The organism is Dryocola sharpae (assembly GCF_051307055.1).
GTDB lineage: Bacteria > Pseudomonadota > Gammaproteobacteria > Enterobacterales > Enterobacteriaceae > Dryocola.
Window position 1 is genome coordinate 4,303,668 of the sequence record NZ_CP149994.1, and the last position, 25,203, is coordinate 4,328,870.

Here is a 25,203-nt window from a genome sequence, read left to right on the forward strand (position 1 = left end):
CGGTATTCCTTTTGCGCGGATATGCGCAAGAATGTCGAGTAAGGTTGACGTAACTGCGTGAAATGAAGAATTTTTTGATATACGTAACGCCAAAAAAACGTGAGGCAATGCGTTAAGGAGGAGTGTAAGGGATTGGTAAAAGATATAAAGGTATACCTTTATATCTTTTGATCGGTTTCACATTAATTTAACATGCAATACATTTTCGCAGGTCAGGAATGAGAAGCAGCTCAAAAAAGCAGGGTACGATAAAGGAAACAGGAATGGCGGGAAGTTTACCGTACGGTGAAATTTCTGTAGCTGTCATTAAAAGAGGAGAAATGCCGTTTGTCGGGCAAATAAAAAACCCGGCGGCTTAAGCCCTCCGGGTTCTGGTGCGTGGAGCAGGCCCGGCAAGCGCAGGGCCACCGGGCACTAAGAATTAACGCGTGCTGATTTGATCGAAGGTGCCGCCGTTCGAGAAGTGCTCTTTCTGAGCTTTAGCCCAGCCGCCGAACTCTTCGTCAATGGTGTAGAGCTTCAGTTTCGGGAAGACGCTTTCATATTTTTTCGCTACCTCCACATTACGTGGACGATAATAGTTCTTTGCGGCAATTTCCTGACCTGTCGGGGAGTAAAGATATTTCAGGTACGCTTCGGCCACTTTCTGCGTTCCTTTCTTCTCCGCTACTTTATCGACAACGGAAACGGTAGGCTCAGCCAGGATGGACTCGCCTGGCGTTACGATCTCGAACTTGTTTTTGCCCAGCTTATTGGTCGCCAGCAGGGCTTCGTTTTCCCAGGCGATCAGCACATCGCCAATGCCGCGTTCCACAAAGGTATTAGTTGAGCCGCGCGCGCCGGAGTCCAGCACCTCTACATTTTTAAACAGCGCTTTGACAAAGTCCTGGGCTTTCGCCTGGTCGTTATTGTTGTGGTGCAGGGCGTAGCCCCATGCGGCCAGGTAGTTCCAGCGTGCGCCCCCGGAGCTTTTTGGATTCGGAGTGATAACGGAAACGCCCGGTTTAATCAGATCGTTCCAGTCATGAATTTGTTTCGGGTTACCTTTGCGCACCAGAAATACAATGGTGGAGGTATAAGGCGCAGAGTTATCCGGCAGGCGTTTGATCCAGTTTTTATCGATGCGGCCACGCTCGGCAATGGCATCGACATCATAGGCCAGCGCAAGGGTTACAACGTCTGCTTCAATGCCATTGATCACCGAAGTCGCTTGCTTACCTGAGCCACCGTGAGACTGACGCACTACCACGTTGTCGCCGGTTTCCTGTTTCCAGTGCGCGCTGAAAGCCTTGTTGTACTCTTCGTACAGTTCACGTGTCGGATCGTAAGAGACGTTAAGTAATTGCACGTCTTTTGCCAGAACGCTGCCAGAGGCCAAAAGTAAAGTTAATCCCACTCCCCACTTGTTCATCGTATGCTCTCTTATCTGTCGCTGGATGAACTCAGCCTGCCAGAAACTTATCTATTGATTAAAGAATAAAAAAAGATTGGTTATAATTATTGGACATATAAAGGCGCATAAAAAAGCCGGGTTTCCCCGGCTATTTCTGCCAGCTGATCTAGTACAGCTTTTTAGCGCAGTCCAGCCAGTCGCCCTTGAACGGACGCTGCATATTTTCGATGGCGTCGATGATGTCATGGTGAACCAGCTTTTCGTTCTGGATACCCACGCAACGCCCACCGTGGCCCTGTAACAGCAGCTCAATTGAATAAGCGCCCATGCGGGACGCCAGAATACGGTCGTAAGCGACAGGGGAACCGCCACGCTGGATATGGCCCAGAACGGTGGCCCGCGTTTCGCGCCTGGTTTCTGTCTCAATGTATTTGGCCAGCTCGTCGATATCACAGATGTGCTCGGTAATAGCGACAATCGCGTGTTTCTTACCTTTAGCAATACCCGCTTTAATTTCTGCAACCAGATCTTCGCGGTTGAATTCCACCTCAGGCAGTACCACAAACTCACAGCCGCCTGCGATTGACGCGGCCAGCGTCAGATCGCCACAGTAACGGCCCATGACCTCAACGATTGAAATACGCTGGTGAGAAGAGGAGGTATCGCGCAGGCGGTCGATAGCTTCTACTACCGTTTCCAGCGCGGTAAAGAAACCGATGGTGTAGTCGGTGCCTTTAATGTCGTTATCAATCGTGCCCGGCAGGCCGATGCACGGGAAGCCCATTTCGGTCAGGCGCTTGGCTCCCATATAGGAGCCGTCGCCGCCGATAACAACCAGCGCATCAATACCGCGTTTCTTCAAATTCTCGATAGCCACCGCGCGGATTTTCTCATCGCGGAATTCCGGGAAACGAGCGGAGCCGAGGAAAGTGCCGCCACGGTTGATCATGTCGGACACGCTGTAGCGGTCCAGGTTAATCATGCGATCTTCATACAAACCAAGATAGCCATCATAAACACCCGCGACTTCCAGACCTTCTGACAATGCCGCACGAACCACACCGCGAATGGCGGCGTTCATGCCCGGCGCATCACCGCCACTCGTCAACACACCAATTTTTTTGATCATGACTACCTCTGAACTTTGAATGCAAAATTAATCCTGTTGCCGGAAACAGCCTGCGGGCAAACCGAGGCTTCGACTCTGCTGCAAATAGTATAACAACCGCTTCCAGCTGAATTGATTCAGGTCAGGCCATATGGCGGTAATTTACCCATAAAATGCCGCCGATGTCTGCTTTTCTACAACGATAAACTAAAGCTCAAAATGCCCTTGCCGTTCCGCAGGAACGACCGAGCAGGGATCCTGGTGAATAATCACATCCGATCCGGGAAAATGATGCAGGATCGCCTGTTCCACCTGTTCGGCAATAATATGCGCCTGAACAAGCGGTAAATTATCTTCCATTTCGATATGAAGCTGAATAAAGCGGGTCGGCCCTGACTGCCGCGTACGTAAATCATGCGCTCCCCGGACGCCCGGCCATGAGGTGACGATAGCAATAATGGCCTGATGTTCAGTATCCGGTAAGGCACGGTCTAAAAGGGACTGCACGGCCTCATGGCCCATGCGAATCGCGTTATACAAAATATAGACGCCGATCCCTAGCGCAAACAGCGCATCAGCGCGATGCCAGCCGTACCAGGATAACGCAAGCGCGATAAGAATCGCGCCGTTCATCATAACATCAGACTGATAATGAAGCATATCCGCCCGGACCGCCTGACTTTGCGTTTTTCGCACCACCCAGCGTTGAAAAGTGACAAGAATTAGCGTGCTAATTAGCGCGATGACGGTAACCACGACGCCCACAAGCGGCTGTTTCATCGGCGCAGGGTCGGCCAGGTGCTGGATCCCGGTTAAAAAGAGGAACAGCGCCGAACCTGAAATAAACATACTTTGCGCCAGCGCCGCCAGCGATTCTGCTTTACCGTGCCCGAAAGTATGCTCTTCGTCCGCAGGCTGCAGCGAATAGCGCACAACAAGAAGGTTCGTTAGCGACGCGGCAATGTCCACCAGTGAATCAACCAGCGATGCCAGAATACTGACCGAACCGGTATACCACCAGGCGAAAATTTTAATCAAAAGTAACAGCAATGCCATTACCGTTGCAGCGATCGCCGCGCGGCTGACCAACTTGCCATATTGTTGATTCATAGGGGCTCCAACAAATTAATGCTGGCTAGTATAGCGGATGAGTCCGGTTACTCAGGCAAAAAAAACCCGCCTGGTCAGGCGGGGAAGACAGGGATGGTGTCTATGGCAAGGAAAACAGGTTTGTTACTGGTTACTGCGGGTATTGCTACTACTCAGTGCCTGCAACGAAGTCATCCGCTGCAGATCCGCCAGTTCACGAAATTGATTCATGCGCTGTTGATGTTTGTCATGCAAAACGGCCTGCTGCTCAGGCGTTAACAGGCGGTACATTTGGTTGCGTACTTTTGCCATTTCAACCTGGCGAGCAACCTGCTCCTGTGCCATTTTTTCAGCCTGAACACGTACAGCCGTTTCGTCAAAATTTTCTGCGGTGACCAGATTATGCATGGCCTCCATTTCGCGAACGTTCACAGGTGGGCTATCATGCCTTGCACGCTGCATCAGATCGCGCATCTGCTGGCGTTGCTGTTCAGTTAAATTAATGCCGTCAAACATGTGGCTTTGAACACTGTTACGTTTCGCGAGCTCCTCACCGGAGTGCCAGTTATCGCTGGTTGATAAATCTGCGGCCTGGCTGGTTAGCGTTACGATCGCCAGCGTTGAGGCCATGACGACAGCGGTAACATTGCGCATCACTTGCTCCCGAAATCGTGTGTGCTGCGATTCAACGAGAGCCAGTCTACGATTCCCGCTGCAAACTAGCGTCAGGGGGTGTAAAACAACGTAAAGTCATGGATTAGCGCGCCTTGATGACGTAATTTCTGCCCCGGAGGTAATTTAACAATGAATAAAATTCTGCTAGTTGATGATGACCGAGAGCTTACTTCCCTATTAAAGGAACTGCTCGACATGGAAGGCTTTAACGTACTTGTCGCGCACGACGGTGAACAAGCGTTAGAGCTTTTAGACGACAGCATCGACCTGTTATTGCTCGACGTGATGATGCCGAAGAAAAACGGCATTGATACCTTAAAAGAGCTACGCCAGACACACCAGACCCCTGTCATTATGCTTACCGCGCGCGGAAGCGAGCTGGACCGCGTTCTTGGCCTTGAATTAGGCGCAGACGACTATCTTCCTAAACCGTTCAACGATCGTGAACTGGTGGCCCGTATACGCGCTATTTTGCGCCGTTCGCACTGGAGCGAGCAGCAGCAAAATAGCGACAGCGGTTCACCAACGGTGGAAGTTGATGGATTAAACCTCAATCCCGGCCGCCAGGAAGCCAGCTTTGACGGCCAGGCGCTCGATTTAACCGGTACCGAATTCACCCTGCTGTATCTGTTAGCGCAGCATTTAGGCCAGGTCGTTTCGCGTGAACATCTGAGCCAGGAAGTTTTAGGTAAGCGTTTGACGCCGTTCGATCGCGCCATCGACATGCATATCTCCAATTTGCGCCGCAAATTACCCGATCGCAAAGACGGGCACCCATGGTTTAAAACGCTGCGTGGAAGAGGATATCTGATGGTGTCCGCTTCATGATAAGCAGCCTTACCGCGCGTATTTTCGCCATCTTCTGGTTGACGTTAGCATTGGTGTTGATGCTGGTGCTGATGCTGCCAAAACTGGATTCGCGTCAGATGACCGAACTGATGGAAAATGAGCAACGTCAAGGCATCATGATTGAACAGCATGTCGAAGCGGAGCTGGAAAACGATCCGCCTAACGACCTGATGTGGTGGCGCCGCCTGTTTAGAGCCATTGATAAGTGGGCCCCGCCCGGGCAACGTCTCCTGCTCGTTACCAGCGAAGGGCGGGTCATCGGCGCCCAGCGCAACGAAATGCAGATTATCCGTAACTTTATCGGCCAGTCTGACAACGCCGATCGTCCGCAGAAGAAAAAATATGGCCGCGTTGAGTTAGTAGGGCCCTTTTCCGTTCGCGATGGGGAAGATAATTATCAGCTCTATCTCATTCGCCCGGCCAGCAACTCCCAGTCCGACTTTATCAACCTGCTGTTCGACAGGCCGCTGCTGCTGTTGATTGTCACTATGCTGGTCAGCTCGCCGCTGCTTTTATGGCTGGCGTGGAGCCTCGCAAAACCCGCGCGTAAGTTGAAAAATGCGGCTGATGAGGTGGCGCAGGGGAATTTACGCCAGCACCCTGAGCTGGAGGCAGGCCCGCAGGAGTTTCTTGCTGCCGGTGCCAGTTTCAACCAGATGGTGACCGCGCTGGAAAGAATGATGACAACGCAGCAACGTCTGCTGTCGGATATCTCGCACGAATTACGCACCCCGCTGACTCGTCTGCAGCTTGGCACCGCCCTTCTGCGGCGTAAAAGCGGCGAAAGCAAAGAGCTTGAGCGTATCGAAACCGAGGCTCAACGCCTGGACGGCATGATTAACGATCTGTTAGTCATGTCCCGCAATCAGCAAAAAAACGCGCTGGCCAGCGAAACCATGAAAGCGAACCAAATCTGGTCCGAAGTGCTGGATAACGCAGCCTTTGAGGCCGAGCAGATGGGTAAATCGCTGGAGGTCACCTACCCGCCGGGCCCGTGGCTGATGTACGGCAACCCAAACTCGCTGGAAAGCGCGCTGGAAAATATTGTCCGCAATGCGCTGCGTTATTCACACACCAAGATCGCCGTGAATTTCTCTGTAGATAATCAAGGAATTACCGTTACCGTGGACGATGATGGTCCGGGCGTTAGCCCGTCCGATCGTGAGCAAATCTTCCGTCCGTTCTACCGTACAGACGAAGCAAGAGATCGTGAATCAGGCGGGACTGGTTTAGGGCTCGCCATCGTTGAAACGGCGGTTCAGCAGCATCGTGGCTGGGTGAAAGCCGAAGACAGCCCGCTTGGCGGGTTGCGGCTGGTCATCTGGCTACCGCTCTATCATCGTAACTGACAGGCTTTTATGTCGGCTCTATGCGGGCCTGTTTTTCCTTCCTGCCCTAAATTTTGCTATTCTGCGCCCCTTGCCTTATGGGGGTCGTATGCTGAATATCGTGTTGTTTGAACCGGAAATCCCACCGAACACCGGAAATATTATTCGTCTTTGCGCTAATACCGGCTTTCGCCTGCATATTATCGAGCCGACGGGCTTTGGCTGGGATGATAAGCGTCTGCGCCGCGCGGGCCTGGACTACCACGAATTCACCGCCGTGACCCGCCATGCCAGCTACACGGCGTTTCTTGCAGCAGAAAATCCGCAGCGCCTGTTTGCCTTAACAACAAAAGGTACGCCTGCGCACAGCGCAGTAAACTATCAGAACGGGGATTATCTGGTCTTTGGTCCGGAAACACGCGGCCTGCCGGCAAGCATTCTTGACGCATTGCCTGCCGATCAAAAAATCCGTATTCCAATGATGCCGGACAGCCGCAGTATGAATCTGTCTAACGCGGTATCTGTGGTGGTGTATGAGGCGTGGCGCCAGCTTGGATACCCCGGCGCCGTGCTAAGAAGTTAAATGCCGTCGCCGTATTCGAAGCCGTTATTCGCGCCGTTGAAATGCTGATCCATATCAATGGCGGGCTTATCGCTTTCCGGCTTGCCAACGATACGCGCAGGTACACCGGCCGCGGTCGTATGCGGCGGTACAGGCTGAAGCACTACGGAACCCGCGCCAATTTTGGCGCCGCGCCCGACCTCAATGTTGCCGAGAATTTTCGCCCCCGCACCAATCATCACGCCTTCGCGGATTTTTGGATGACGATCGCCGCTCGTTTTACCTGTGCCGCCAAGGGTAACCGACTGCAGAATCGACACGTCGTTTTCCACGATCGCCGTTTCCCCGATCACGATGCCCGTCGCATGGTCAAGCATAATGCCACAGCCGATTTTCGCCGCCGGATGAATGTCGACCTGAAAGGAGACGGAAACCTGATTCTGCAGGAAGATGGCCAGCGCCTGCCGCCCCTCTTTCCATAACCAGTGGCCAATACGATAGGCCTGCAGCGCATGAAAACCTTTCAGATAAAGTAAGGGCGTTGAATATTTGTCTACCGCCGGGTCGCGGCTACGCACGGCCTGAATGTCGCAGGCGGCGGAAGCGATCGTTTGCGGCTCTGCCGCATAGGCTTCTTCCACAACTTCACGGATGGCGATGGCAGGCATAATCGGCGAGGCCAGCTTGTTAGCGAGCATATAGCTTAAAGCGCTGCCGAGGTTTTCGTGCTTGAGGAGAGTTGCGTGGTAAAAACTGGCCAACATTGGTTCACAATCGGCAAGCGCTCGCGCTTCGGCTTTAATGTTATTCCACACCAGATCCAGTTCTTCAGACGACATTGCTCTCTCCAGACAGAAAACAGCGTCCGGCGCGAAGACCGGATCGCTTCAGTAATTGCGGTTGTGTTGTTCCCTCATTCGCAACTTTCGTTAGTTGCTGCTCCGTTCATCCTTGCGTGTTCGACCAAGCAGCGTTAATGCTGCCTCGCGAGCGTTTTTTCCGCAATATAATACCTGATAAATTTCCTCGGTTATTGGCATTTCGACGCCAAAACGCGCCGCCAGCTCCCGCACCTCTTTCGTATTGCGGTAGCCTTCAACCACCTGGCCGATTTTCTGTTGCGATGCCTCCACGTCCATTCCCTGCCCCAGCATCATGCCAAAGCGCCGGTTGCGGGATTGGTTATCGGTACAGGTCAGCACCAGATCGCCAAGCCCTGCCATCCCCATAAAGGTTTCAGGATCGGCGCCCAGCGCTGTGCCAAGGCGGGTCATCTCGGCAAGCCCGCGAGTAATAAGCGCGGTACGCGCATTCGCACCAAAACCAATGCCGTCGGACATTCCTGCGCCAATCGCAATAACGTTTTTCACGGCGCCACCCAGCTGAACCCCGATAAAATCCGGATTGCTGTAGACGCGGAAGCTTTTGCCGCAGTGCAGCAGCTGCTGAAGGTCCTGCGCGAAACTTTCGTCGGTTGCCGCCAGAGCAATTGCCGTAGGTAAACCAGCGGCAAGCTCTTTGGCAAAAGTTGGTCCTGAAATAACCGCAAGCGGTACGCTTTCCCCCAGCGCTTCACGCGCAACGTCCTGCAACAGGCGCCCGGTTTCCGCTTCCAGGCCCTTGGTTGCCCAGACTATTCGCGCATCCGGACGCATCAGCGGTTTGATTTGGCGTAACACCTGCCCGAAGACGTGACTGGGCACGACCACCAGAATATTGCGGCTTGCCAAAAGCGCAGTGGCTAAATCGCTTTCGAGGTGAAGCGAGTCCGGGAAGGGGACATCAGGAAGGAAGGCTACGTTACAGCGATCGGCTTGTAATTTAGCAATATGTTTCGGATCGTGGCCCCACAGGACAACGTGATGGCCGTTTCTTGCCAGCGTGATGGCAAGAGCGGTGCCGTAAGAGCCGGCACCGATCACAGTCATTGAAGCATTAAGGCTGTTCATCAGGCATCCTGATGGTTTTCAGCACCTTCGCCAGATTGCTGCTGCAGATAGCTCATGAACAGTGCATCGAAGTTAACCGGTGCAAGGTTCAGCTGCGGGAAGGTGCCACGAGAAACCAGGCTAGTGATTGCTTCACGCGCATACGGGAACAGAATGTTCGGGCAGTACGCGCCCAGGCAGTGTGCCATTTGCGTGCCTTCGATACCGCCGATGGAGAAGATGCCTGCCTGCTGCACTTCACACAGGAATGCAGTGTCTTCACCCAGCGTTGCGGTCACGGTTACGCGCAGCACAACTTCATATACATCGTCCGCCAGCTGGCTGGAAGCGGTGTCCAGGTCCAGCTTAACTTCTGGCTGCCAGTCTTTCTGGAAAACGTGAGGCGCATTTGGCGCTTCAAAAGAGATATCCTTGGTGTAAACGCGCTGAATCTGGAAAGCCATTTCTGTGTTGTTTTGTTCTGACATTGTTAAACCCTTAAAAAATTAATACGTCCTTTATTTATCCGCGCCTGACGGCAGACAAACCGCGCTATCGCAGCAGGGGATCGAGTCCACCACGTGCGTCAAGCGCATACAAGTCATCACAGCCGCCAATGTGCTGTGCATCAATAAAAATCTGCGGCACCGTTGTACGACCACTGCGTTTGATCATCTCTTCCCGTTTCACGGCATCGCCATCAACAGGCAATTCCTGGAAAGTTACCCCTTTGCTGTTGAGTAAATCTTTTGCCCGATGGCAAAAAGGACAGGTCGCTTTGGTGTAGATTTCAATGTTCGCCATGGCTTACCTCAGAATACGTTCAGATTATTTACCGCGGACCAGCGGCAGGTTGTCCCCGCTCCAGCCAGCAATACCTTCTTTAAGCAAGGTTACGTGCTCGAAGCCGGCTTTCGTCAGCAGCGCTGCTGACTCCTGGGAGGATATACCGTTGCCACAAACCACGATAACCGGTTTAGCTTTGTGTTTTTCCAACTCACCAAAGTTGCCGCTTTTGATTTCATTCGCCAGCACGTTGAGCGAGTTCGCGATATGGCCTTTGCGGTAGTCATCACGCTGGCGCACATCAACTACAACAGCATCTTCTTTGTTGATTAAACGCGTGGCTTCACCACGGGTAATCACTTTCACCTTTGAAGTTAATCCTTTAAAGGTCATGAAAAGCACGGCGGCCAGTAAACCAACCCACGCCAGACTAAGTATGGGATGACGACCAACGAATTGCATAATTTCTTGCATGGGGGGTGATAACTCCCGACTAAGTAATGTGAAAAAAACCAGGCAAGGAGTATACCTTCGCATTGTGGCAATTACAGCCAGTCAGCATGATGTATTGTGGATTCTGCGTGCTGTTACGAAAAAAACGACTCTGTGCGGGATAAACCATTACCGGTCCAGCCTCTTTCTTTGATCTTCTGCGGCTATTTCCCCGCGACGCCTGTAGTAAAATTACGCAAATTTTTTGTCTTTGACTTAGAGGTTGTTGCAATGTCGGCTACTAAAAAACCTATGGTTCTGGTGATTCTGGATGGTTACGGCCACCGTGAAGAGCAGCAGGACAACGCTATTCTGAACGCTAAAACGCCGGTTATGGATAAGTTGTGGGCTCAACGCCCGCATACGCTGATCGACGCGTCAGGCCTGGAAGTGGGCCTGCCCGACGGGCAGATGGGCAACTCCGAAGTGGGTCACGTCAATCTCGGCGCCGGCCGAATCGTTTACCAGGATCTGACCCGTCTGGACGTTGAAATTAAAGAACGTACTTTCTTTGCAAACCCAGCGCTTTGCGCGGCCGTCGATAAAGCCGTCGCGGCTGATAAAGCGGTCCATATTATGGGCCTCGCTTCCGCAGGCGGCGTTCACAGCCATGAAGAACATATCCTGGCGATGATCGAGCTGGCCGCAGAACGAGGCGCTAAGGCCATCTATCTGCACGCTTTCCTGGACGGGCGCGATACTCCGCCGCGTAGCGCTGAATCCTCTTTGAAGAAGTTTGCTGACAAATTTGCTGCTCTGGGCAAAGGCCGCGTGGCTTCAATCATCGGCCGCTACTTTGCTATGGATCGCGATAACCGCTGGGACCGCGTAGAGCTGGCTTATGACCTGCTGACCCAGGCCAAAGGCGAATATCAGGCTGCTACCGCAGTGGCTGGCCTTGAAGCCGCTTACGCTCGCGATGAAAACGACGAATTCGTTAAACCAACCGTGATTCGCGCAGAAGGCGAAGCTGATGCGGTAATGCAAGACGGCGACGCGCTGATCTTCATGAACTTCCGCGCTGACCGCGCGCGCCAAATCACTCGCGCCTTTGTTAACGCCGTCTTTGACGGCTTCGCACGTAAAAAAGTAGTTAACTTCGGCGATTTCGTTATGCTGACCGAATACGCGGCAGACATTAAAACCGCCTGTGCTTACCCACCAGCATCGCTGACCAATACTTTTGGTGAATGGATGGCGAAGCATGACAAAACCCAGCTGCGCATTTCTGAAACTGAAAAATACGCGCACGTCACCTTCTTTTATAACGGCGGCGTTGAAGAGCCGTTTGCCGGCGAAGATCGCGTGCTGATTAATTCGCCAAAAGTGGCAACTTATGACCTGCAGCCGGAAATGAGCTCTGCAGAATTAACTGAAAAATTACTGGCCGCCATCAACAGCGATAAGTACGACGCCATTATCTGTAACTATCCTAACGGCGATATGGTCGGCCATACCGGCGTTTATGAAGCAGCGATTTCTGCTGTTGAAGCGCTGGATAACTGCGTTGCGCAAGTAGTTTCCGCTGTAGAAAAGGCAGGCGGCCAGCTGCTGATCACCGCTGACCACGGCAACGCAGAGCAGATGCGCGACCCGGCGACAGGCCAGGCGCACACCGCGCACACCAGCCTGCCGGTACCGCTGATTTACATCGGCGATCGCCACGTAAAAGCGGTGGAAGGCGGCAAGCTTTCTGATATCGCCCCAACCATGCTGAGCCTGATGGGCATGGAAATCCCGCAAGAGATGACTGGCAAGCCGCTGTTCATCGTGGAATAATCCCTCCCCATGAGGGGAAAGGCGATTTTTTCAATAACATGGGTCGTGAAGCCGAAACGGTTTTCTGTCAGGCCCCTGGTCTACGCCAGCGTACTTAGCGCTGGCGTATTGCTATGTCCTTTTTCAAGCCATGCGGACGACAGCGCCCGCCTGAAATCCATTCAGCAGGATATCGCCGCGAAAGAGCGTGCGGTACGCCAGCAGCAGCAGCAGCGTTCGACGCTTCTTGCGCAGTTAAAAGAGCAGGAACAGGCAATCGCTGCGGCAAGCCGTAAATTACGCGATACCCAAAACACCCTCGCCACGCTTAACGGCCAGATTGAAACGATGAATGCTTCCCTCGTGAAGCTGCAGAAACAGCAGGCTACCCAGGAGCGCAATCTGGCAGCGCAGCTTGATGCGGCATTCCGTCAGGGTCAGCACACGGGGATTCAGTTAATTCTGAGCGGTGAAGAGAGCCAGCGCGGGCAGCGCCTGCAGGCCTATTTCGGTTACCTGAACGCGGCCCGCCAGCAGACGATAGAAGCGCTGAAGCAAACCAAAGCGGAAGTCGACGAGCAAAAAGCGACCCTTGAGGCTAAGCAAACGGAACAGCAAACGCTGCTTTACGACCAGCAAGCCCAGCAGGCAAAGCTTGAAGAGGCCCGTAACGAACGTAAGAAAACGCTCGCCAGCCTGGAGTCCTCAATTCAGCAGGATCAGCAAAAGCTGGGCGAGATGCGTCAGAACGAATCCCGCCTGCAGAATCAAATTGCCCGTGCCGCTGCGGCAGCCAAAGCTCGTGCCGAGAAAGAAGCGCGGGAAGCAGAACAGGTCCGCAATCGTCAAAAAGAAGCCGCAAGCAAAGGCAGCACCTACAAGCCGACGCAGGATGAACGCTCGCTTATGTCACGCACCGGCGGCCTTGGGTCTCCGCGCGGCCAGGCGTTCTGGCCGGTGCGCGGTTCTCTGCTGCACCGTTATGGCGAACAGCTGCAGGGTGAACTACGTTGGAAAGGTATCGTTATCGCAGCGGGCGAAGGGACAGAAGTCAAAGCCATTGCAGACGGACGTGTGATTCTTGCCGACTGGCTCCAGGGTTATGGGCTGGTGGTGGTGGTCGAACATGGTAAAGGCGATATGAGTCTGTATGGCTATAACCAGAGCGCGCTGGTCAGCGTTGGCACTCAGGTGCGAGCCGGCCAGCCTATCGCGCTGGTGGGTAACAGTGGTGGTCAGGGCCGCCCGTCACTCTATTTCGAAATTCGTCGCCAGGGCCAGGCAGTCAATCCACAGCCGTGGTTGGGAAGATAAGTTTTGCTTCAGTTTCGTCACGTTGTTTTCTCTCTCGCCTGCGCGCTGGCGCTGGCACCTTCCGTCTACGCTGGCAAGCTGGCGATTGTGATCGATGACTTTGGTTATCGTCCTCATCAGGAAAATCAGGTGCTCGCGCTGCCTTCTGATATATCCGTCGCCGTTTTGCCTAATGCTCCTCATGCCCGTGAAATGGCAACTAAAGCGCACAATGCCGGGCATGAAGTTCTGATTCACCTGCCGATGGCGCCGCTCAGCAAGCAGCCGTTAGAAAAAGATACCCTGCGTCCGGAAATGAGCAGCAGTGAGATCGAGCGCATTATCCGCGAGGCCGTCAACAAAGTGCCCTACGCCGTGGGTTTGAATAACCATATGGGCAGCGCCATGACCTCCAGCCTGTTCGGTATGCAAAAGGTGATGCAGGCGCTGGAGCAATACAATCTCTATTTTCTCGATAGCATGACCATCGGCAACAGCCAGTCGATGCGCGCCGCAGAGGGAACGAAAGTCAAAGTCATCAAGCGGAAAGTTTTCCTCGACGATACGCAGAACGAAGCCGATATCCGCTTCCAGTTTAATCGGGCCGTTGCGCTCGCACGCCGTAGCGGCTCGGCTATCGCCATCGGCCATCCGCACCCAACAACGGTGCGCGTGTTACAGCAGGTAATATATAACCTGCCGCCGGATATCACTCTGGTACGCCCGAGCAGTCTGCTAAATGAACCGCAGGTGGACACCTCTACGCCGAAAAATGCGGTTCCGGGCAAGCCAGCAGAACAACCGCGCAACCCCTTCAGCGGCGTGAAGCTTTGCAAACCGCAAAAACCGCTGGATCCTGTCTACGCGACGACCTATTTCGCAGTGCTCAGCGACAGCATCAGCCAGAGTACGCTGGTGAAATATATGCAGCACCAGTGGCAGGGCTGGGGCACAAACAAGCCTCAGGCCTGAAATTTCGTAGCGTCACTAAAACACGGCGTATAAACCTGCGTTGCGAACACTTATAATGCCGGCTGATTAACACAACGGGGACCCGGGCTTCAATGACGCAACAACGGCGTAAAATTCTCCTGCTGGATAACGGTAAAGAGTGGGGGGGCGGCACCAACAGCATGCTGGAGCTCCTCAAGCGTATCGATCGCCAACGGTTTGATATCACCTGCTGTTTTTACTATAACTACGCGCGTGGAGAAGGTGAAACCATTGAGCAGGTGCTTAACGGCATCGGGATCCCGGTAATTTTTCTGCCGCAGGCCGGACAACCGCTGTGGGCAAAAATCAGCAAAGAAACGGCTCGCGCATTGGTCTTCTTTAGCCGTTCAGGGCGTAAAAAAGCCGCAGAGATCGTTGATAAACAGTGGCGCATCAATCCCAACGCGAAGCGCATACGCGACCTGTTGCAGCGCGACGGCTACGAAATTCTGTATATGAACAACCAGCCTGGCTCCAACATGGAAGGCTATCTTGCGGCAGCCGATCTGGACGTTGCCGTCGTGCAGCACTGCCGTATTGAACCCGTCATGACCGGGCAAATTACGCAAACGGTCAACCGGCTGGCGCAGGCAGTGATTGCCGTTTCCCATGGCGTTGAGCGCGTTCTGGTTCAGCATGGCGTAAATAAATCACTCTGTACTACCGTTTCCAACGCGATTGATATCCACCAGCCTTTGCCGGACAGAAAAGCAATACGTGCTGCGTCAGGCCTGGACGATGACACCTTTGTATTCGGCAGCATTGGATCGCTTATCCCACGCAAATCCTGCCAGCATACGCTTGAGGCTTTGCACCGCTTTACGCAGCAGCATCCTGAAGCTAAATGGAAATTTTTGCTGGTCGGCGAAGGCCCGGACAGAGACAAGTTACAACGGCAGGCAAGCGATTATGGCTTTGCCGATCGCGTCATTTTCACCGGCTTTCGCAATAATCCGCTCGATTATCTCGCCGCTTTTGACGCCTTTATTCTGGCTTCAAAAAGCGAAGGTTTGCCCCGGGTCGTGCTTGAATCTATGTTGCTCAGGACCGTTGTTATCGGCTCGAACGTTACCGGAACGGGGGAATTGATCGAGTCTGGCCGTACAGGTCTGCTTTACCCTTACGGCGAGGTCATAACGCTGGCATCACATTTGCAGACCGTATGGCAGGATAGCGCATTACGTGATGCCCTCACTCAGCAGGCCCACCAGTGCGTAATTGATAATTATGCGATAGAACATTACGTTGCCGGCGTCGAATCCGTTCTTAGCGCCGTAAAACCAACCCGGAATAATCATGTTTAAATTTCTGAATGCGAAATATCGCCATATTACGGCGCGACATAATATCCCTTATCAGGAGCCAGCTTCAGGTTCAAACGCTGTGCCAGTGACATCTGTTGTTATTCCTTGTGCCGGTGCGGATTACATAGAAGAAGGCTTACTTTCGGCGAAATTCGCTGCACGTTTCGCTCCGGACGTTGAAGAGATAGTTATTGTCTCCGACCGTCCGGCAGAGGAATTTGGTGAGCTGCCGCCTAAAACTCGCGTAGCCACTCTTAAGTTACCGCAGCGCGAAGAAGGCTATCGCTACAAACAAATCTATCTAAGCCGGTTGATTAAGCTGAACGCTCCTTTACAGGCGCGTACGGACGGCATTTTGATGATCGATTCCGACCTTAATCTGCTGCAGATGCCGAAGTTTAAAATAGAAGAGCGGCATATCTATTCCAGTTTCCGCCAGGGCAAAATGATCGCCAAGCTGGACGGCGCGCCTGCCGAAAAAGTTCCGGCCTATTATAAAGATACGGTACGTCCTTATATTGTCGATCATGTAAACGGCGCATTTTTGGCTGCGACACGCAAAACCTGGCGCCGTATTTGCCCTTTATGGCTGACGTTATTCCAGGATACCTGGGAACTAATGGACGACAGCCAGCCGCCTACGGATCAGCTGCCGCTGGCCGCGCTGCTGGATATGCTGGATATACGAACGGTGAATCTGGGCGACTGGATGAACTGGCCGGTGTCGAAGAAAATCGGAGGCACGCCATCCGTTATCCCTAAACCGGTAGTTGGCGCGCACGGCGGCTTCCCGCTGTCCGAATGGCAGAAATATCTCGTCTCGCCAGAGAGCGAACTGTTGTTTAAAGGCCAGGATTATACGCGTAAAATCCGCTATCTGACGGATGTGGAAAAGCAAACCGCCGGCGAGTAACGGACCATAAAAAAGGCCGGTTTCCCGGCCTTTTTTACTCTCTCAGCATGCTTAATCCCAGCTAAGAATGACCTTCCCGGACTGACCGGAGCGCATTGCATCGAAGCCTTTCTGGAAATCATCAATGCCGAAGCGGTGCGTGATGATTGGCGACAGGTCCAGACCGGACTGAATCAGCGCGGCCATTTTGTACCAGGTTTCAAACATTTCGCGGCCGTAAATACCCTTGATGAAAAGCCCCTTGAAGATGACTTTTGTCCAGTCGATGGACATATCTGACGGAGGGATCCCCAACATCGCGATACGGCCGCCGTGGTTCATGGTATCGAGCATGGTGCGAAACGCCGGCGGCGCGCCGGACATCTCCAGGCCTACGTCAAACCCTTCGGTCATGCCTAGTTCTGCCATTACGTCATTCAGATTTTCTTTACTGACGTTTACCGCGCGGGTCACGCCCATTTCACGCGCCAGCTCAAGGCGGTACTCGTTCACATCCGTGATGACGACATTACGCGCGCCCACGTGTTTAGCGACAGCCGCGGCCATGATGCCGATCGGACCGGCGCCTGAAACCAGCACGTCCTCGCCGACCAGGTCAAACGAAAGCGCTGTATGGACGGCGTTACCAAACGGGTCAAAGATGGAAGCCAGATCGTCGGAAATGTTGTCCGGGATCCTGAAGGCGTTGAACGCCGGCAGCACCAGATATTCAGCAAAACAGCCGGGGCGGTTAACGCCCACGCCGGTAGTATTGCGGCAAAGGTGAGTACGGCCCGCGCGACAGTTACGGCAATGGCCGCAGGTAATATGCCCTTCGCCGGAAACGCGATCGCCAATGTTAAAACCTTTTACTTCCTGGCCGATACCGACCACTTCCCCCACATATTCATGGCCGACAACCATCGGCACCGGGATAGTCTTCTGTGACCATTCATCCCAGTTATAAATATGCACATCGGTGCCGCAAATCGCGGTCTTACGGATTTTGATCAGCAGATCGTTATGACCTATTTCAGGTTTGGGCGCATCCGTCATCCAGATGCCCTCTTCTGCTTTCAATTTCGCTAATGCTTTCATGACCGTTCCCTCAGGCGATAACGCCCAACTGTTTACCGATACGCGTAAACGCCTCAACCGCGCGTTCAATCTGTTCTGTGGTATGGGCCGCAGACATCTGAGTGCGGATGCGCGCCTGACCTTTTGGTACTACCGGATAGAAGAAACCGGTGACGTAAATACCTTCTTTTTGCAGCTCGCGGGCAAAGTTTTGCGCCACGGCCGCTTCGCCAAGCATTACCGGGATGATGGCGTGATCGGCCCCTGCCAGAGTGAATCCGGCCGCCGACATTTTTTCACGGAACAGGCTTGCGTTGGCCCACAGGCGCTCGCGCAGCTCAGCGCCGGTTTCCAGCATTTCCAGAACCTTGATGGATGCTGAAACAATTGCCGGAGCCAAAGAGTTGGAGAAAAGGTAAGGACGAGAGCGCTGACGCAGCCATTCGACGACTTCTTTACGGCCCGCGGTATAGCCGCCGGAAGCGCCGCCGAGCGCTTTACCCAAAGTACCGGTGATGATGTCCACGCGATCCATCACGTCGCAGTATTCATGGGTTCCACGGCCATTTTCGCCAACAAAACCTACCGCGTGCGAATCATCCACCATCACCAGCGCATCGTACTTGTCTGCCAGATCGCATACGCCTTTCAGGTTGGCAATCACGCCGTCCATAGAGAAAACGCCATCGGTGGCAATCATGACGTGGCGAGCACCTGCCGCGCGCGCCTCTTTCAGGCGAGCTTCCAGCTCCTGCATATCGTTGTTAGCGTAGCGGTAACGCTGCGCTTTACACAGGCGCACACCGTCGATAATAGAGGCATGGTTTAAGGCATCGGAAATGATGGCGTCTTCCGGCCCAAGCAACGTTTCGAAGAGCCCGCCGTTGGCATCAAAACAGGAAGAATAAAGAATAGCGTCATCCATCCCCAGGAATTCTGCCAGTTTGCCCTCCAGCGCTTTGTGGCTGTCCTGCGTGCCACAAATAAAGCGTACAGAAGCCATGCCGAAACCGTGTTTATCCATCCCCTGCTTTGCCGCTTCGATAAGCTGCGGGTGGTTCGCAAGCCCCAGATAGTTATTGGCGCAGAAGTTAATAACGTGGCTGCCGTCAGCGACGGTGATATCCGCCTGTTGCGCCGAAGTGATGATACGTTCTTCTTTAAAGAGGCCTTCCGCACGTGCGGTATCGAGCTGGGACGTTAACTGTTGGTAAAAATCTTCGCGCATCGCGATTCTCCAGGCAGGGCAAATTTCGGCACATATTACCCAAACCTATACCAGGAGACGAGATTACGCTTCAGAGAAAGTGATTTTTGCAGGATAAATCACGAGGAGCAGAAGCTTCGTCTGATTAGGCGAGACTTTGATTGTAATGATATGATAAGAGCCATTAGCGCGTGAGGTATTGTGCCTTGCAGCCCCTCTATATTGTTAAGGTCACGCTTATGATTATTGTCACCGGCGGCGCCGGATTTATCGGCAGCAACATCGTTAAATCACTGAATGATATTGGTTATACCGATATCCTGGTGGTAGACAACCTGAAAGACGGCACCAAGTTTGTAAACCTTGTCGATCTCAATATCGCTGATTATATGGATAAAGAAGATTTCTTAATCCAGCTGATGGCGGGTGAGGAATTCGGTGAAATCGACGCGATTTTCCATGAAGGCGCCTGCTCCTCCACCACCGAGTGGGATGGCAAGTATATGATGGATAATAACTATCAGTACTCCAAAGAGGTGCTGCACTACTGCCTGGAGCGTGAAATTCCGTTCCTGTACGCCTCTTCCGCGGCAACCTACGGCGGCCGCAACAGCGATTTTATCGAGTCCCGTGAATATGAGCAGCCGCTGAACGTTTACGGCTATTCTAAATTCCTGTTCGACGAATATGTCCGCCAGATCCTGCCTGAAGCTAGCTCTCAGATTACCGGCTTCCGTTACTTTAACGTTTATGGACCACGGGAAGGCCACAAGGGCAGCATGGCAAGCGTTGCGTTTCACCTGAACACTCAGTTAAACAACGGTGAAAGTCCAAAGCTGTTTGAAGGCAGCGACGGCTTCAAACGCGACTTCATCTACGTCGGCGACGTTGCTGCGGTTAACCTGTGGTTCTGGCAGAACGGCGTATCCGGCATCTATAACTGCGGTACCGGCCGCCCTGAATCTTTCCAGGCCGTTGCCGATGCGGCTTTAGCATTCCACAAAAAAGGCAGCATTGAGTACATTCCGTTCCCGGAAAAACTCAAAGGGCGCTATCAGGCCTTTACCCAGGCCGATCTGACTAATCTGCGCGCCGCAGGTTACGACAAGCCATTTAAAACTGTTGCCGAAGGCGTAACAGAATATATGGCCTGGCTGAACCGTGACGCATAAGCAGGTAGCCTGACGCATGAAAATTCTGGTGATTGGCCCGTCATGGGTGGGCGACATGATGATGTCGCAAAGTCTCTATCGCACGCTCAAGGCGCGCTATCCCCAGGCGATAATCGACGTGATGGCACCGGCATGGTGCCGTCCCTTGCTTTCGCGCATGCCTGAAGTCAATGAAGCGCTGGCGATGCCGTTTGGCCACGGCGCGCTGGAAATCGGCGAGCGCCGCCGGCTGGGGCACAGCCTGCGGGAAAAGCGCTACGATCGGGCCTATGTGCTGCCAAACTCCTTCAAATCAGCGCTGGTCCCCTTCTTTGCCAACGTGCCGCAGCGCACGGGCTGGCGTGGCGAGATGCGATACGGCTTGCTCAACGACGCGCGCGTGCTGGATAAACAAGCCTGGCCATTGATGGTTGAGCGCTATATCGCGCTGGCTTATGACAAAAGCGTGATGCAGTCGGCAAAGGATCTTCCCCAGCCGCTGCTGTGGCCCGAGCTACAGGTCAACGAAGGTGAAAAGGTCCAGACCTGTGCGGCTTTTAACCTTGACGCCTCACGCTCAATCATCGGTTTTTGCCCTGGTGCTGAGTTTGGCCCGGCCAAGCGCTGGCCGCACTATCACTACGCAACGCTTGCCGGCAGGCTTATCGATGCAGGCTATCAGGTGGTGCTTTTCGGCTCCGCAAAAGACAAAGAGGCCGGGAACGATATCCTCGCCGCTTTGACAACCGCGCAGCAGGCGCATTGCCGTAACCTGGCCGGAGATACCGCTCTGGAGCAGGCCGTGATTTTACTGGCCGCCTGCAAAGCCGTGGTAACGAACGACTCTGGCCTGATGCATGTGGCCGCTGCGCTTAATCGCCCTTTGATTGCCCTGTATGGACCAAGCAGCCCGGACTTTACTCCGCCGCTGTCCCATCAGGCGCGCGTGATTCGCCTTATCAGCGGCTATCACAAAGTGCGTAAAGGCGATGCCGCCGAAGGCTATCACCAGAGCCTGATTGATATTACACCCGAGCGCGTAATGGATGAGTTAACTGCTCTGCTGTCAGCCGGGAAGGAAGTTTAATGCGAGTGCTGATCGTCAAAACATCTTCGATGGGGGATGTCCTGCATACCTTACCAGCCCTCACTGATGCCGCTAACGCCGTGCCGGGAATAAGATTTGATTGGGTGGTGGAAGAAGGCTTCGCGCAGATCCCTTCATGGCATCCTGCGGTCGATAAAGTCCTTCCCGTGGCCATTCGCCGCTGGCGGAAAAGCTGGTTCTCAGCGCCGATCGTAGCAGAACGCAAGGCTTTTTATCAGGCACTCCGCGCAGAAAAGTACGATGTCATTATCGATGCTCAGGGGCTACTTAAAAGCGCCGTACTGGTTACACGTAAAGCCCGCGGTGTTAAGCACGGTATGGACTGGAACAGCGCCCGTGAACCTCTGGCTAGCTTTTTTTACGACAAACGGCATGCCATTGCGAAACAGCGGCATGCCGTTGAAAGAACGCGTGAATTATTCGCAAAAAGCATTCAATACGAAGCGCCAACGCGGAAGGGCGACTATGCTATCGCCAGTCATTTTCTTACCGCTGCGCCTGCGGATACAAAAGGTTATGTTATTTTTCTGCATGCCACCACGCGTGACGAAAAGCACTGGCCAGAATCAAACTGGCGAGATCTTATTCAATTAATGCATAAAACGGGCTTACGTATTAAACTCCCGTGGGGTGCAGAGCATGAGCGTGAACGGGCTGTCCGCCTGGCCAAAGGATTCGACCACGTCGAGGTTTTACCTCGTCTGAGTCTTGAACAGGTGGCGAAACAGATTGCGGGAGCGCGAGCAGTTGTCTCGGTAGATACCGGTTTGAGCCATCTCACTGCTGCCCTGGACCGGCCAAACCTTACGCTGTACGGACCAACCGATCCGGGCCTTATTGGCGGCTACGGGCAGAATCAACATGATATTATCGGCGCGGGTAAAAGCATGGCTAACATCACTGCAGCAACAGCGTTTAATGCACTCCAGACCATTACTTCATTAGCCACAGAATAACGATTAATGAGCTATCTATTCCTTTTCATCCTTCTGCTGCCGTTCAAGCTGATCGGCAAGCTGTTTTACAGAAAGACCGGCCGGAATCTGGTGATTCAGACAGCCAAAATCGGCGATTTTGTAAACGTTACGCCCCTGCTCGCGCATCTTAAACACAGCGACGTGCTGATTGGTAAAGCCACGCTGCCTCTGGCTAAAAACGACGAAACCATCGACGCTATTTTTCTGATAGAAGAACACAAAAAGAGCCTGTGGCGTAAATTCCGTCTGGCCTTCAGGCTGATGAACCGCTATGAAAATGTCTATCTGCTGCAACCCAACAGCACTAATCTCTTTTTCGCGGCTGCCTGTAATGCCGCAAATAAGCAGTTTTTAAGCACCTACACCCGACGCTGGTACCATGAATTGTTTTACTGGACTGCCGACGGGACCGTAGAGCATGGTAAATACACGTTAAGCGTGGACAACTACCTCAAGCTTGCAGACCGTAATTTCACCTGGCGCGATTACCCTAAGCACGCCACGCGGCCATTAAAAATTCCTGCCTCGTATCCGCAGATTTTAGACCAGACAGGCAAGATTAAAATTGGATTAAGTATCTCTGCGGGCAACAAGGCAAAGACAATCCCACCAGCCGTCTGGGAACGCCTTTTTACCTCATTAAAAGATCTGCCATGTTTATACTATATTTTTGGATCTAAAAATGAGCAGGTGTGGCTGGATGATCTCATCAAATTGACGGGTAAGCGTGACGATTTCGTCAATTTGATCGGCGAGATCCAGCTAGCAGATCTTCCCCATGCGATAAGCAAAATGGACTTCTATATTGCCTCCGATTCGGGGAATATTTACATTGCTGATGCAGTAGGCGTACCAATCATCCTTATTTATGGCCCGTGTTGCGTAAAAGAACAGCGCCCTTTAGGGGATGTTTTACTTATCGGTGATGATACTAACACTAATTCTTTTGTTTTCGAGACCAGATACTATTTTGATAAACCTAAAGATGAACTTTTTGGTTTGAGTGATGCGGATCTGAGCGCCATCTATACTTTTATTACTAAGCATTCACCTGAATTTACTGTTAAAAAACATAGTTCCGATTAGTTTTCGATGTTAATGAGTAGGTATATGACGACTAACCCGCTTTTAAGCGTAATAATTGCAGCACATAATTGTGAGCAAACTATCGATGCTACGTTTCAGAGCCTGATAAATGCACTAGGCCCGGCTATTACTCAGTCTGAGATTATCATTATTAATGATGCTTCTGAGGACTCGACTAGTAAGAAAATATCCCACTTTGCCATGACATTTCCGCAGGTAAGGCTATCTTCGGTAAGTTTTAAAAATATAGGGCTAGTGCGCCAGCATGGCATTTCATTATCGCATGGCAAGTATATTACTATGCTTGATAGTGACGACTTAATGAAAGAAGGCACTCTCTCTTCTGTTATGCAATTTCTGCATAATAGCCAGCCAGATATGTTACTTACCCGTCTGCATGAGGTTCGTGACCTGAGTAAAATCGATCATAAATGGTCAGGATTTCATCCTGAAAAAATATCCCAACGCGATACTATTACTCGTTTTTTAATACATAAAGACCTTCAGGCCCATTTAATTGGCCAGTTTATTAAGAGAGAAATTTATCTCGCGTATAAGATTCCTGCGATGAGCTGTTATGAGGATTTTTATGTATTCCCGCAGATGCTTATGGCTGCTAAAAGTATTTATTTTCAATACGACAGCCATTATTATTATATCAAACATCAAGGAAGCTTATCTTCAACGCCCGATCATGAGAAAATAGCTAATTTAATAGAATGCACGCAGAAAATGGAAGAGGTTTTCCCGAAGGCTTTTCACCATTTAATATTATGTCACTGGTTGGATATTTTTATAAAGCACAGAGCATTATTGAAAGATACATCCCAGAGAGATAGCGTAAAAAAACATATCCTGATGACATATTCGCCAGCTTTTTTTTTAAATACAGCTGTGCGATTTAGCTATAAGAAAAAGGCATTGAGTACATTATGGAAAAATTGAGATCGCGTCTTTACATAACTGTTTTCTTGTTTGCTCTTCTATCTATTTCTTTTGCATTATTAAGCAATGGAAGACAAAAGGATTTTTACTATATAGCTGTCTATCTTGCTATTTTAGGAATGATATTAGAACGTAAGCGAATATTTTTTAGGGAATTTAATATCGCCTATCCTATACTACTTCTTGGGCTAGTAAAAATAATCTGGTTTTTTTCATTTCAGCATGAACCACAAGGCTATAATTTTTATAGCGATCAATTTAATGGAGGAAAGAAATTAATTTTAGGCAGCATACTTATTTTCTACCTTTCACGGTTCACCTTCTATTTAGAAAAAATTAATTTTAAAAAAATAATTCTTTTAATTCTGGGGTCCGGGTTTATATGTGCATCCTGTTATGCAATTTGGCAATCATCACAGGGAGCAGGCCGTGCAGAAATGGCTATTAATCGGGCTACTATATCCGCATATATTTACTCTACTTTGAGTATTGTTTTTATTTATTTCTTATACGAGAAAAAAAGGATCCTATATTACTTACTTGCTGCATTGGTAATAGTTACATCCTTTATCATTATAATTCTTACCGGGACAAGAGCCGCAATAATTTTCCATCTAATAATTATTGCATGCATGACCTTTTATCATTTCAAAAAAATACATTTTAAATCCGTTATTATAATTTTAATAATTTCGGCAATTGCTATTGCCGCTTTATATAACCACTATATATATCCAAGAATCATGCAGACTTATAATGAAGTAGCTCTTTACCAGGAGGGGCAAGATAATACATCTTTAGGTGCACGTTTTTCAATGTGGAATGTTGGGCTAATTAACTTCTCTCACGCTCCATTTGGGCAATCATTTAAATCCAGATTTGATTACAGCACACAGTATGTACAAGAAAAACCACAGTACCGGGCTACCATGAGATTTATTACTATTCATTTACATGATGAATTAATTGAAACTTTATCATTGCAGGGCATCTTTGGTGGCCTGACTTTGCTTTGGTTCTATATTAGTATTGCATGGGTCTCGCTAAAGAAACGTAATACCCCTTTATTATTTACTCTCAATTGTATGTTCGTTTATGGCCTTAGTGACGTATTACTATTAAGTTCTGAAGCTATTCTATTTTACGTATCCTTAACAGGAATCTGCGGAATTATGTTTACACAACAAAAAGAAAAAATCTGA

Annotated in this window: 25 protein-coding genes; 14 read left to right on the top strand and 11 right to left on the bottom strand. The window is 51.4% G+C overall.

Annotated features, from left to right (window positions below):
- Positions 1 to 421: 421 nt before the first annotated feature.
- The 4 genes from WLO31_RS20510 to cpxP all read right to left on the bottom strand — a co-directional run bounded on the left by WLO31_RS20510 (position 422) and on the right by cpxP (position 4,244).
- Positions 422 to 1,411, bottom strand: coding sequence for a sulfate ABC transporter substrate-binding protein (locus WLO31_RS20510; RefSeq protein WP_435928343.1), 990 nt, complete (start codon positions 1,409 to 1,411; stop codon positions 422 to 424).
- A gap of 148 nt (positions 1,412 to 1,559) precedes the next feature.
- On the bottom strand, positions 1,560 to 2,522 hold the full coding sequence (gene pfkA / locus WLO31_RS20515) for a 6-phosphofructokinase (RefSeq protein ID WP_435928344.1): 963 nt from the start codon (positions 2,520 to 2,522) through the stop codon (positions 1,560 to 1,562).
- 186 nt (positions 2,523 to 2,708) lie between these two features.
- Positions 2,709 to 3,611, bottom strand: coding sequence for a CDF family cation-efflux transporter FieF (gene fieF / locus WLO31_RS20520; protein ID WP_435928345.1), 903 nt, complete (start codon positions 3,609 to 3,611; stop codon positions 2,709 to 2,711).
- A gap of 123 nt (positions 3,612 to 3,734) precedes the next feature.
- Positions 3,735 to 4,244 carry a cell-envelope stress modulator CpxP gene (cpxP, locus tag WLO31_RS20525; RefSeq protein ID WP_435928347.1) on the bottom strand — a complete coding sequence of 170 codons (510 nt, stop codon included), beginning with the start codon at positions 4,242 to 4,244 and terminating at the stop codon, positions 3,735 to 3,737.
- A gap of 150 nt (positions 4,245 to 4,394) precedes the next feature.
- Here cpxP and cpxR point away from each other — a divergent pair, with 150 nt between their 5' ends.
- From cpxR to trmL, 3 genes are all read left to right on the top strand, one after another.
- A complete protein-coding gene (gene cpxR, locus WLO31_RS20530; protein ID WP_435928349.1) occupies positions 4,395 to 5,093 on the top strand; it encodes an envelope stress response regulator transcription factor CpxR in 699 nt (232 codons plus the stop codon).
- Positions 5,090 to 6,463, top strand: coding sequence for an envelope stress sensor histidine kinase CpxA (gene cpxA, locus WLO31_RS20535; RefSeq protein ID WP_435928350.1), 1,374 nt, complete (start codon positions 5,090 to 5,092; stop codon positions 6,461 to 6,463). The genes cpxR and cpxA overlap by 4 nt, the downstream gene beginning before the upstream one ends.
- Before the next feature lie 88 nt (positions 6,464 to 6,551).
- Positions 6,552 to 7,025 (top strand): tRNA (uridine(34)/cytosine(34)/5-carboxymethylaminomethyluridine(34)-2'-O)-methyltransferase TrmL, encoded by a 474-nt coding sequence (trmL, locus tag WLO31_RS20540; protein ID WP_435928351.1) that lies wholly within the window; start codon positions 6,552 to 6,554, stop codon positions 7,023 to 7,025.
- Here trmL and cysE read toward each other — a convergent pair.
- From cysE to WLO31_RS20565, 5 genes are all read right to left on the bottom strand, one after another.
- Complete coding sequence (cysE, locus tag WLO31_RS20545; protein ID WP_435928352.1) at positions 7,022 to 7,843, bottom strand: serine O-acetyltransferase; 822 nt, start codon at positions 7,841 to 7,843, stop codon at positions 7,022 to 7,024. The two genes, trmL and cysE, sit on opposite strands and share 4 nt — an antisense overlap.
- A 90-nt stretch (positions 7,844 to 7,933) precedes the next feature.
- Positions 7,934 to 8,953, bottom strand: a complete 1,020-nt coding sequence (gene gpsA, locus WLO31_RS20550; RefSeq protein ID WP_435928353.1) for an NAD(P)H-dependent glycerol-3-phosphate dehydrogenase — start codon at positions 8,951 to 8,953, stop codon at positions 7,934 to 7,936.
- Positions 8,953 to 9,420 carry a protein-export chaperone SecB gene (gene secB, locus WLO31_RS20555; protein ID WP_121266219.1) on the bottom strand — a complete coding sequence of 156 codons (468 nt, stop codon included), beginning with the start codon at positions 9,418 to 9,420 and terminating at the stop codon, positions 8,953 to 8,955. The genes gpsA and secB overlap by 1 nt, the downstream gene beginning before the upstream one ends.
- Positions 9,421 to 9,484: 64 nt before the next feature.
- Positions 9,485 to 9,736, bottom strand: coding sequence for a glutaredoxin 3 (grxC, locus tag WLO31_RS20560; RefSeq protein WP_435928355.1), 252 nt, complete (start codon positions 9,734 to 9,736; stop codon positions 9,485 to 9,487).
- A 24-nt stretch (positions 9,737 to 9,760) separates the two neighbouring features.
- Positions 9,761 to 10,192 carry a rhodanese-like domain-containing protein gene (locus tag WLO31_RS20565; protein WP_435928357.1) on the bottom strand — a complete coding sequence of 144 codons (432 nt, stop codon included), beginning with the start codon at positions 10,190 to 10,192 and terminating at the stop codon, positions 9,761 to 9,763.
- A 249-nt stretch (positions 10,193 to 10,441) separates the two neighbouring features.
- On the opposite strand from WLO31_RS20565, the gene gpmM reads away from it, so the two are divergent.
- The 5 genes from gpmM (at position 10,442) to WLO31_RS20590 (ending at position 16,471) form a co-directional block, all read left to right on the top strand.
- Positions 10,442 to 11,989, top strand: coding sequence for a 2,3-bisphosphoglycerate-independent phosphoglycerate mutase (gpmM, locus tag WLO31_RS20570; protein WP_435928359.1), 1,548 nt, complete (start codon positions 10,442 to 10,444; stop codon positions 11,987 to 11,989).
- A 33-nt stretch (positions 11,990 to 12,022) separates the two neighbouring features.
- Positions 12,023 to 13,282, top strand: a complete 1,260-nt coding sequence (gene envC / locus WLO31_RS20575; RefSeq protein ID WP_435930682.1) for a murein hydrolase activator EnvC — start codon at positions 12,023 to 12,025, stop codon at positions 13,280 to 13,282.
- A gap of 3 nt (positions 13,283 to 13,285) precedes the next feature.
- Positions 13,286 to 14,233, top strand: a complete 948-nt coding sequence (locus WLO31_RS20580) for a divergent polysaccharide deacetylase family protein (protein ID WP_435928360.1) — start codon at positions 13,286 to 13,288, stop codon at positions 14,231 to 14,233.
- A gap of 92 nt (positions 14,234 to 14,325) precedes the next feature.
- Positions 14,326 to 15,558: a glycosyltransferase gene (locus tag WLO31_RS20585; protein WP_435928361.1), complete on the top strand. Its 1,233-nt coding sequence runs from the start codon at positions 14,326 to 14,328 to the stop codon at positions 15,556 to 15,558.
- Positions 15,551 to 16,471, top strand: a complete 921-nt coding sequence (locus WLO31_RS20590) for a hypothetical protein (RefSeq protein WP_435928362.1) — start codon at positions 15,551 to 15,553, stop codon at positions 16,469 to 16,471. The genes WLO31_RS20585 and WLO31_RS20590 overlap by 8 nt, the downstream gene beginning before the upstream one ends.
- A gap of 51 nt (positions 16,472 to 16,522) precedes the next feature.
- Here WLO31_RS20590 and tdh read toward each other — a convergent pair whose 3' ends face one another.
- Positions 16,523 to 17,548, bottom strand: coding sequence for an L-threonine 3-dehydrogenase (gene tdh, locus WLO31_RS20595; RefSeq protein WP_435928363.1), 1,026 nt, complete (start codon positions 17,546 to 17,548; stop codon positions 16,523 to 16,525).
- A gap of 10 nt (positions 17,549 to 17,558) precedes the next feature.
- A complete protein-coding gene (gene kbl / locus WLO31_RS20600) occupies positions 17,559 to 18,755 on the bottom strand; it encodes a glycine C-acetyltransferase (protein ID WP_435928364.1) in 1,197 nt (398 codons plus the stop codon).
- A 218-nt stretch (positions 18,756 to 18,973) separates the two neighbouring features.
- Here kbl and rfaD point away from each other — a divergent pair, with 218 nt between their 5' ends.
- The 6 genes from rfaD to WLO31_RS20630 are packed head-to-tail and all read left to right on the top strand — an operon-like array spanning position 18,974 to position 25,203.
- Positions 18,974 to 19,906, top strand: coding sequence for an ADP-glyceromanno-heptose 6-epimerase (gene rfaD / locus WLO31_RS20605; protein ID WP_435928365.1), 933 nt, complete (start codon positions 18,974 to 18,976; stop codon positions 19,904 to 19,906).
- 16 nt (positions 19,907 to 19,922) lie between these two features.
- The gene (gene rfaF / locus WLO31_RS20610; protein WP_435928366.1) at positions 19,923 to 20,972 is read left to right on the top strand and encodes an ADP-heptose--LPS heptosyltransferase RfaF; all 1,050 of its coding nucleotides are present in this window, start codon (positions 19,923 to 19,925) and stop codon (positions 20,970 to 20,972) included.
- Positions 20,972 to 21,949 carry a lipopolysaccharide heptosyltransferase RfaC gene (gene rfaC, locus WLO31_RS20615; protein WP_435928367.1) on the top strand — a complete coding sequence of 326 codons (978 nt, stop codon included), beginning with the start codon at positions 20,972 to 20,974 and terminating at the stop codon, positions 21,947 to 21,949. The genes rfaF and rfaC overlap by 1 nt, the downstream gene beginning before the upstream one ends.
- 6 nt (positions 21,950 to 21,955) lie before the next feature.
- On the top strand, positions 21,956 to 23,056 hold the full coding sequence (locus WLO31_RS20620; protein WP_435928368.1) for a glycosyltransferase family 9 protein: 1,101 nt from the start codon (positions 21,956 to 21,958) through the stop codon (positions 23,054 to 23,056).
- Positions 23,057 to 23,080: 24 nt separating this feature from the next.
- Positions 23,081 to 24,001 carry a glycosyltransferase family 2 protein gene (locus WLO31_RS20625; RefSeq protein WP_435928369.1) on the top strand — a complete coding sequence of 307 codons (921 nt, stop codon included), beginning with the start codon at positions 23,081 to 23,083 and terminating at the stop codon, positions 23,999 to 24,001.
- Positions 23,989 to 25,203, top strand: a complete 1,215-nt coding sequence (locus WLO31_RS20630) for an O-antigen ligase family protein (RefSeq protein ID WP_435928370.1) — start codon at positions 23,989 to 23,991, stop codon at positions 25,201 to 25,203. The genes WLO31_RS20625 and WLO31_RS20630 overlap by 13 nt, the downstream gene beginning before the upstream one ends.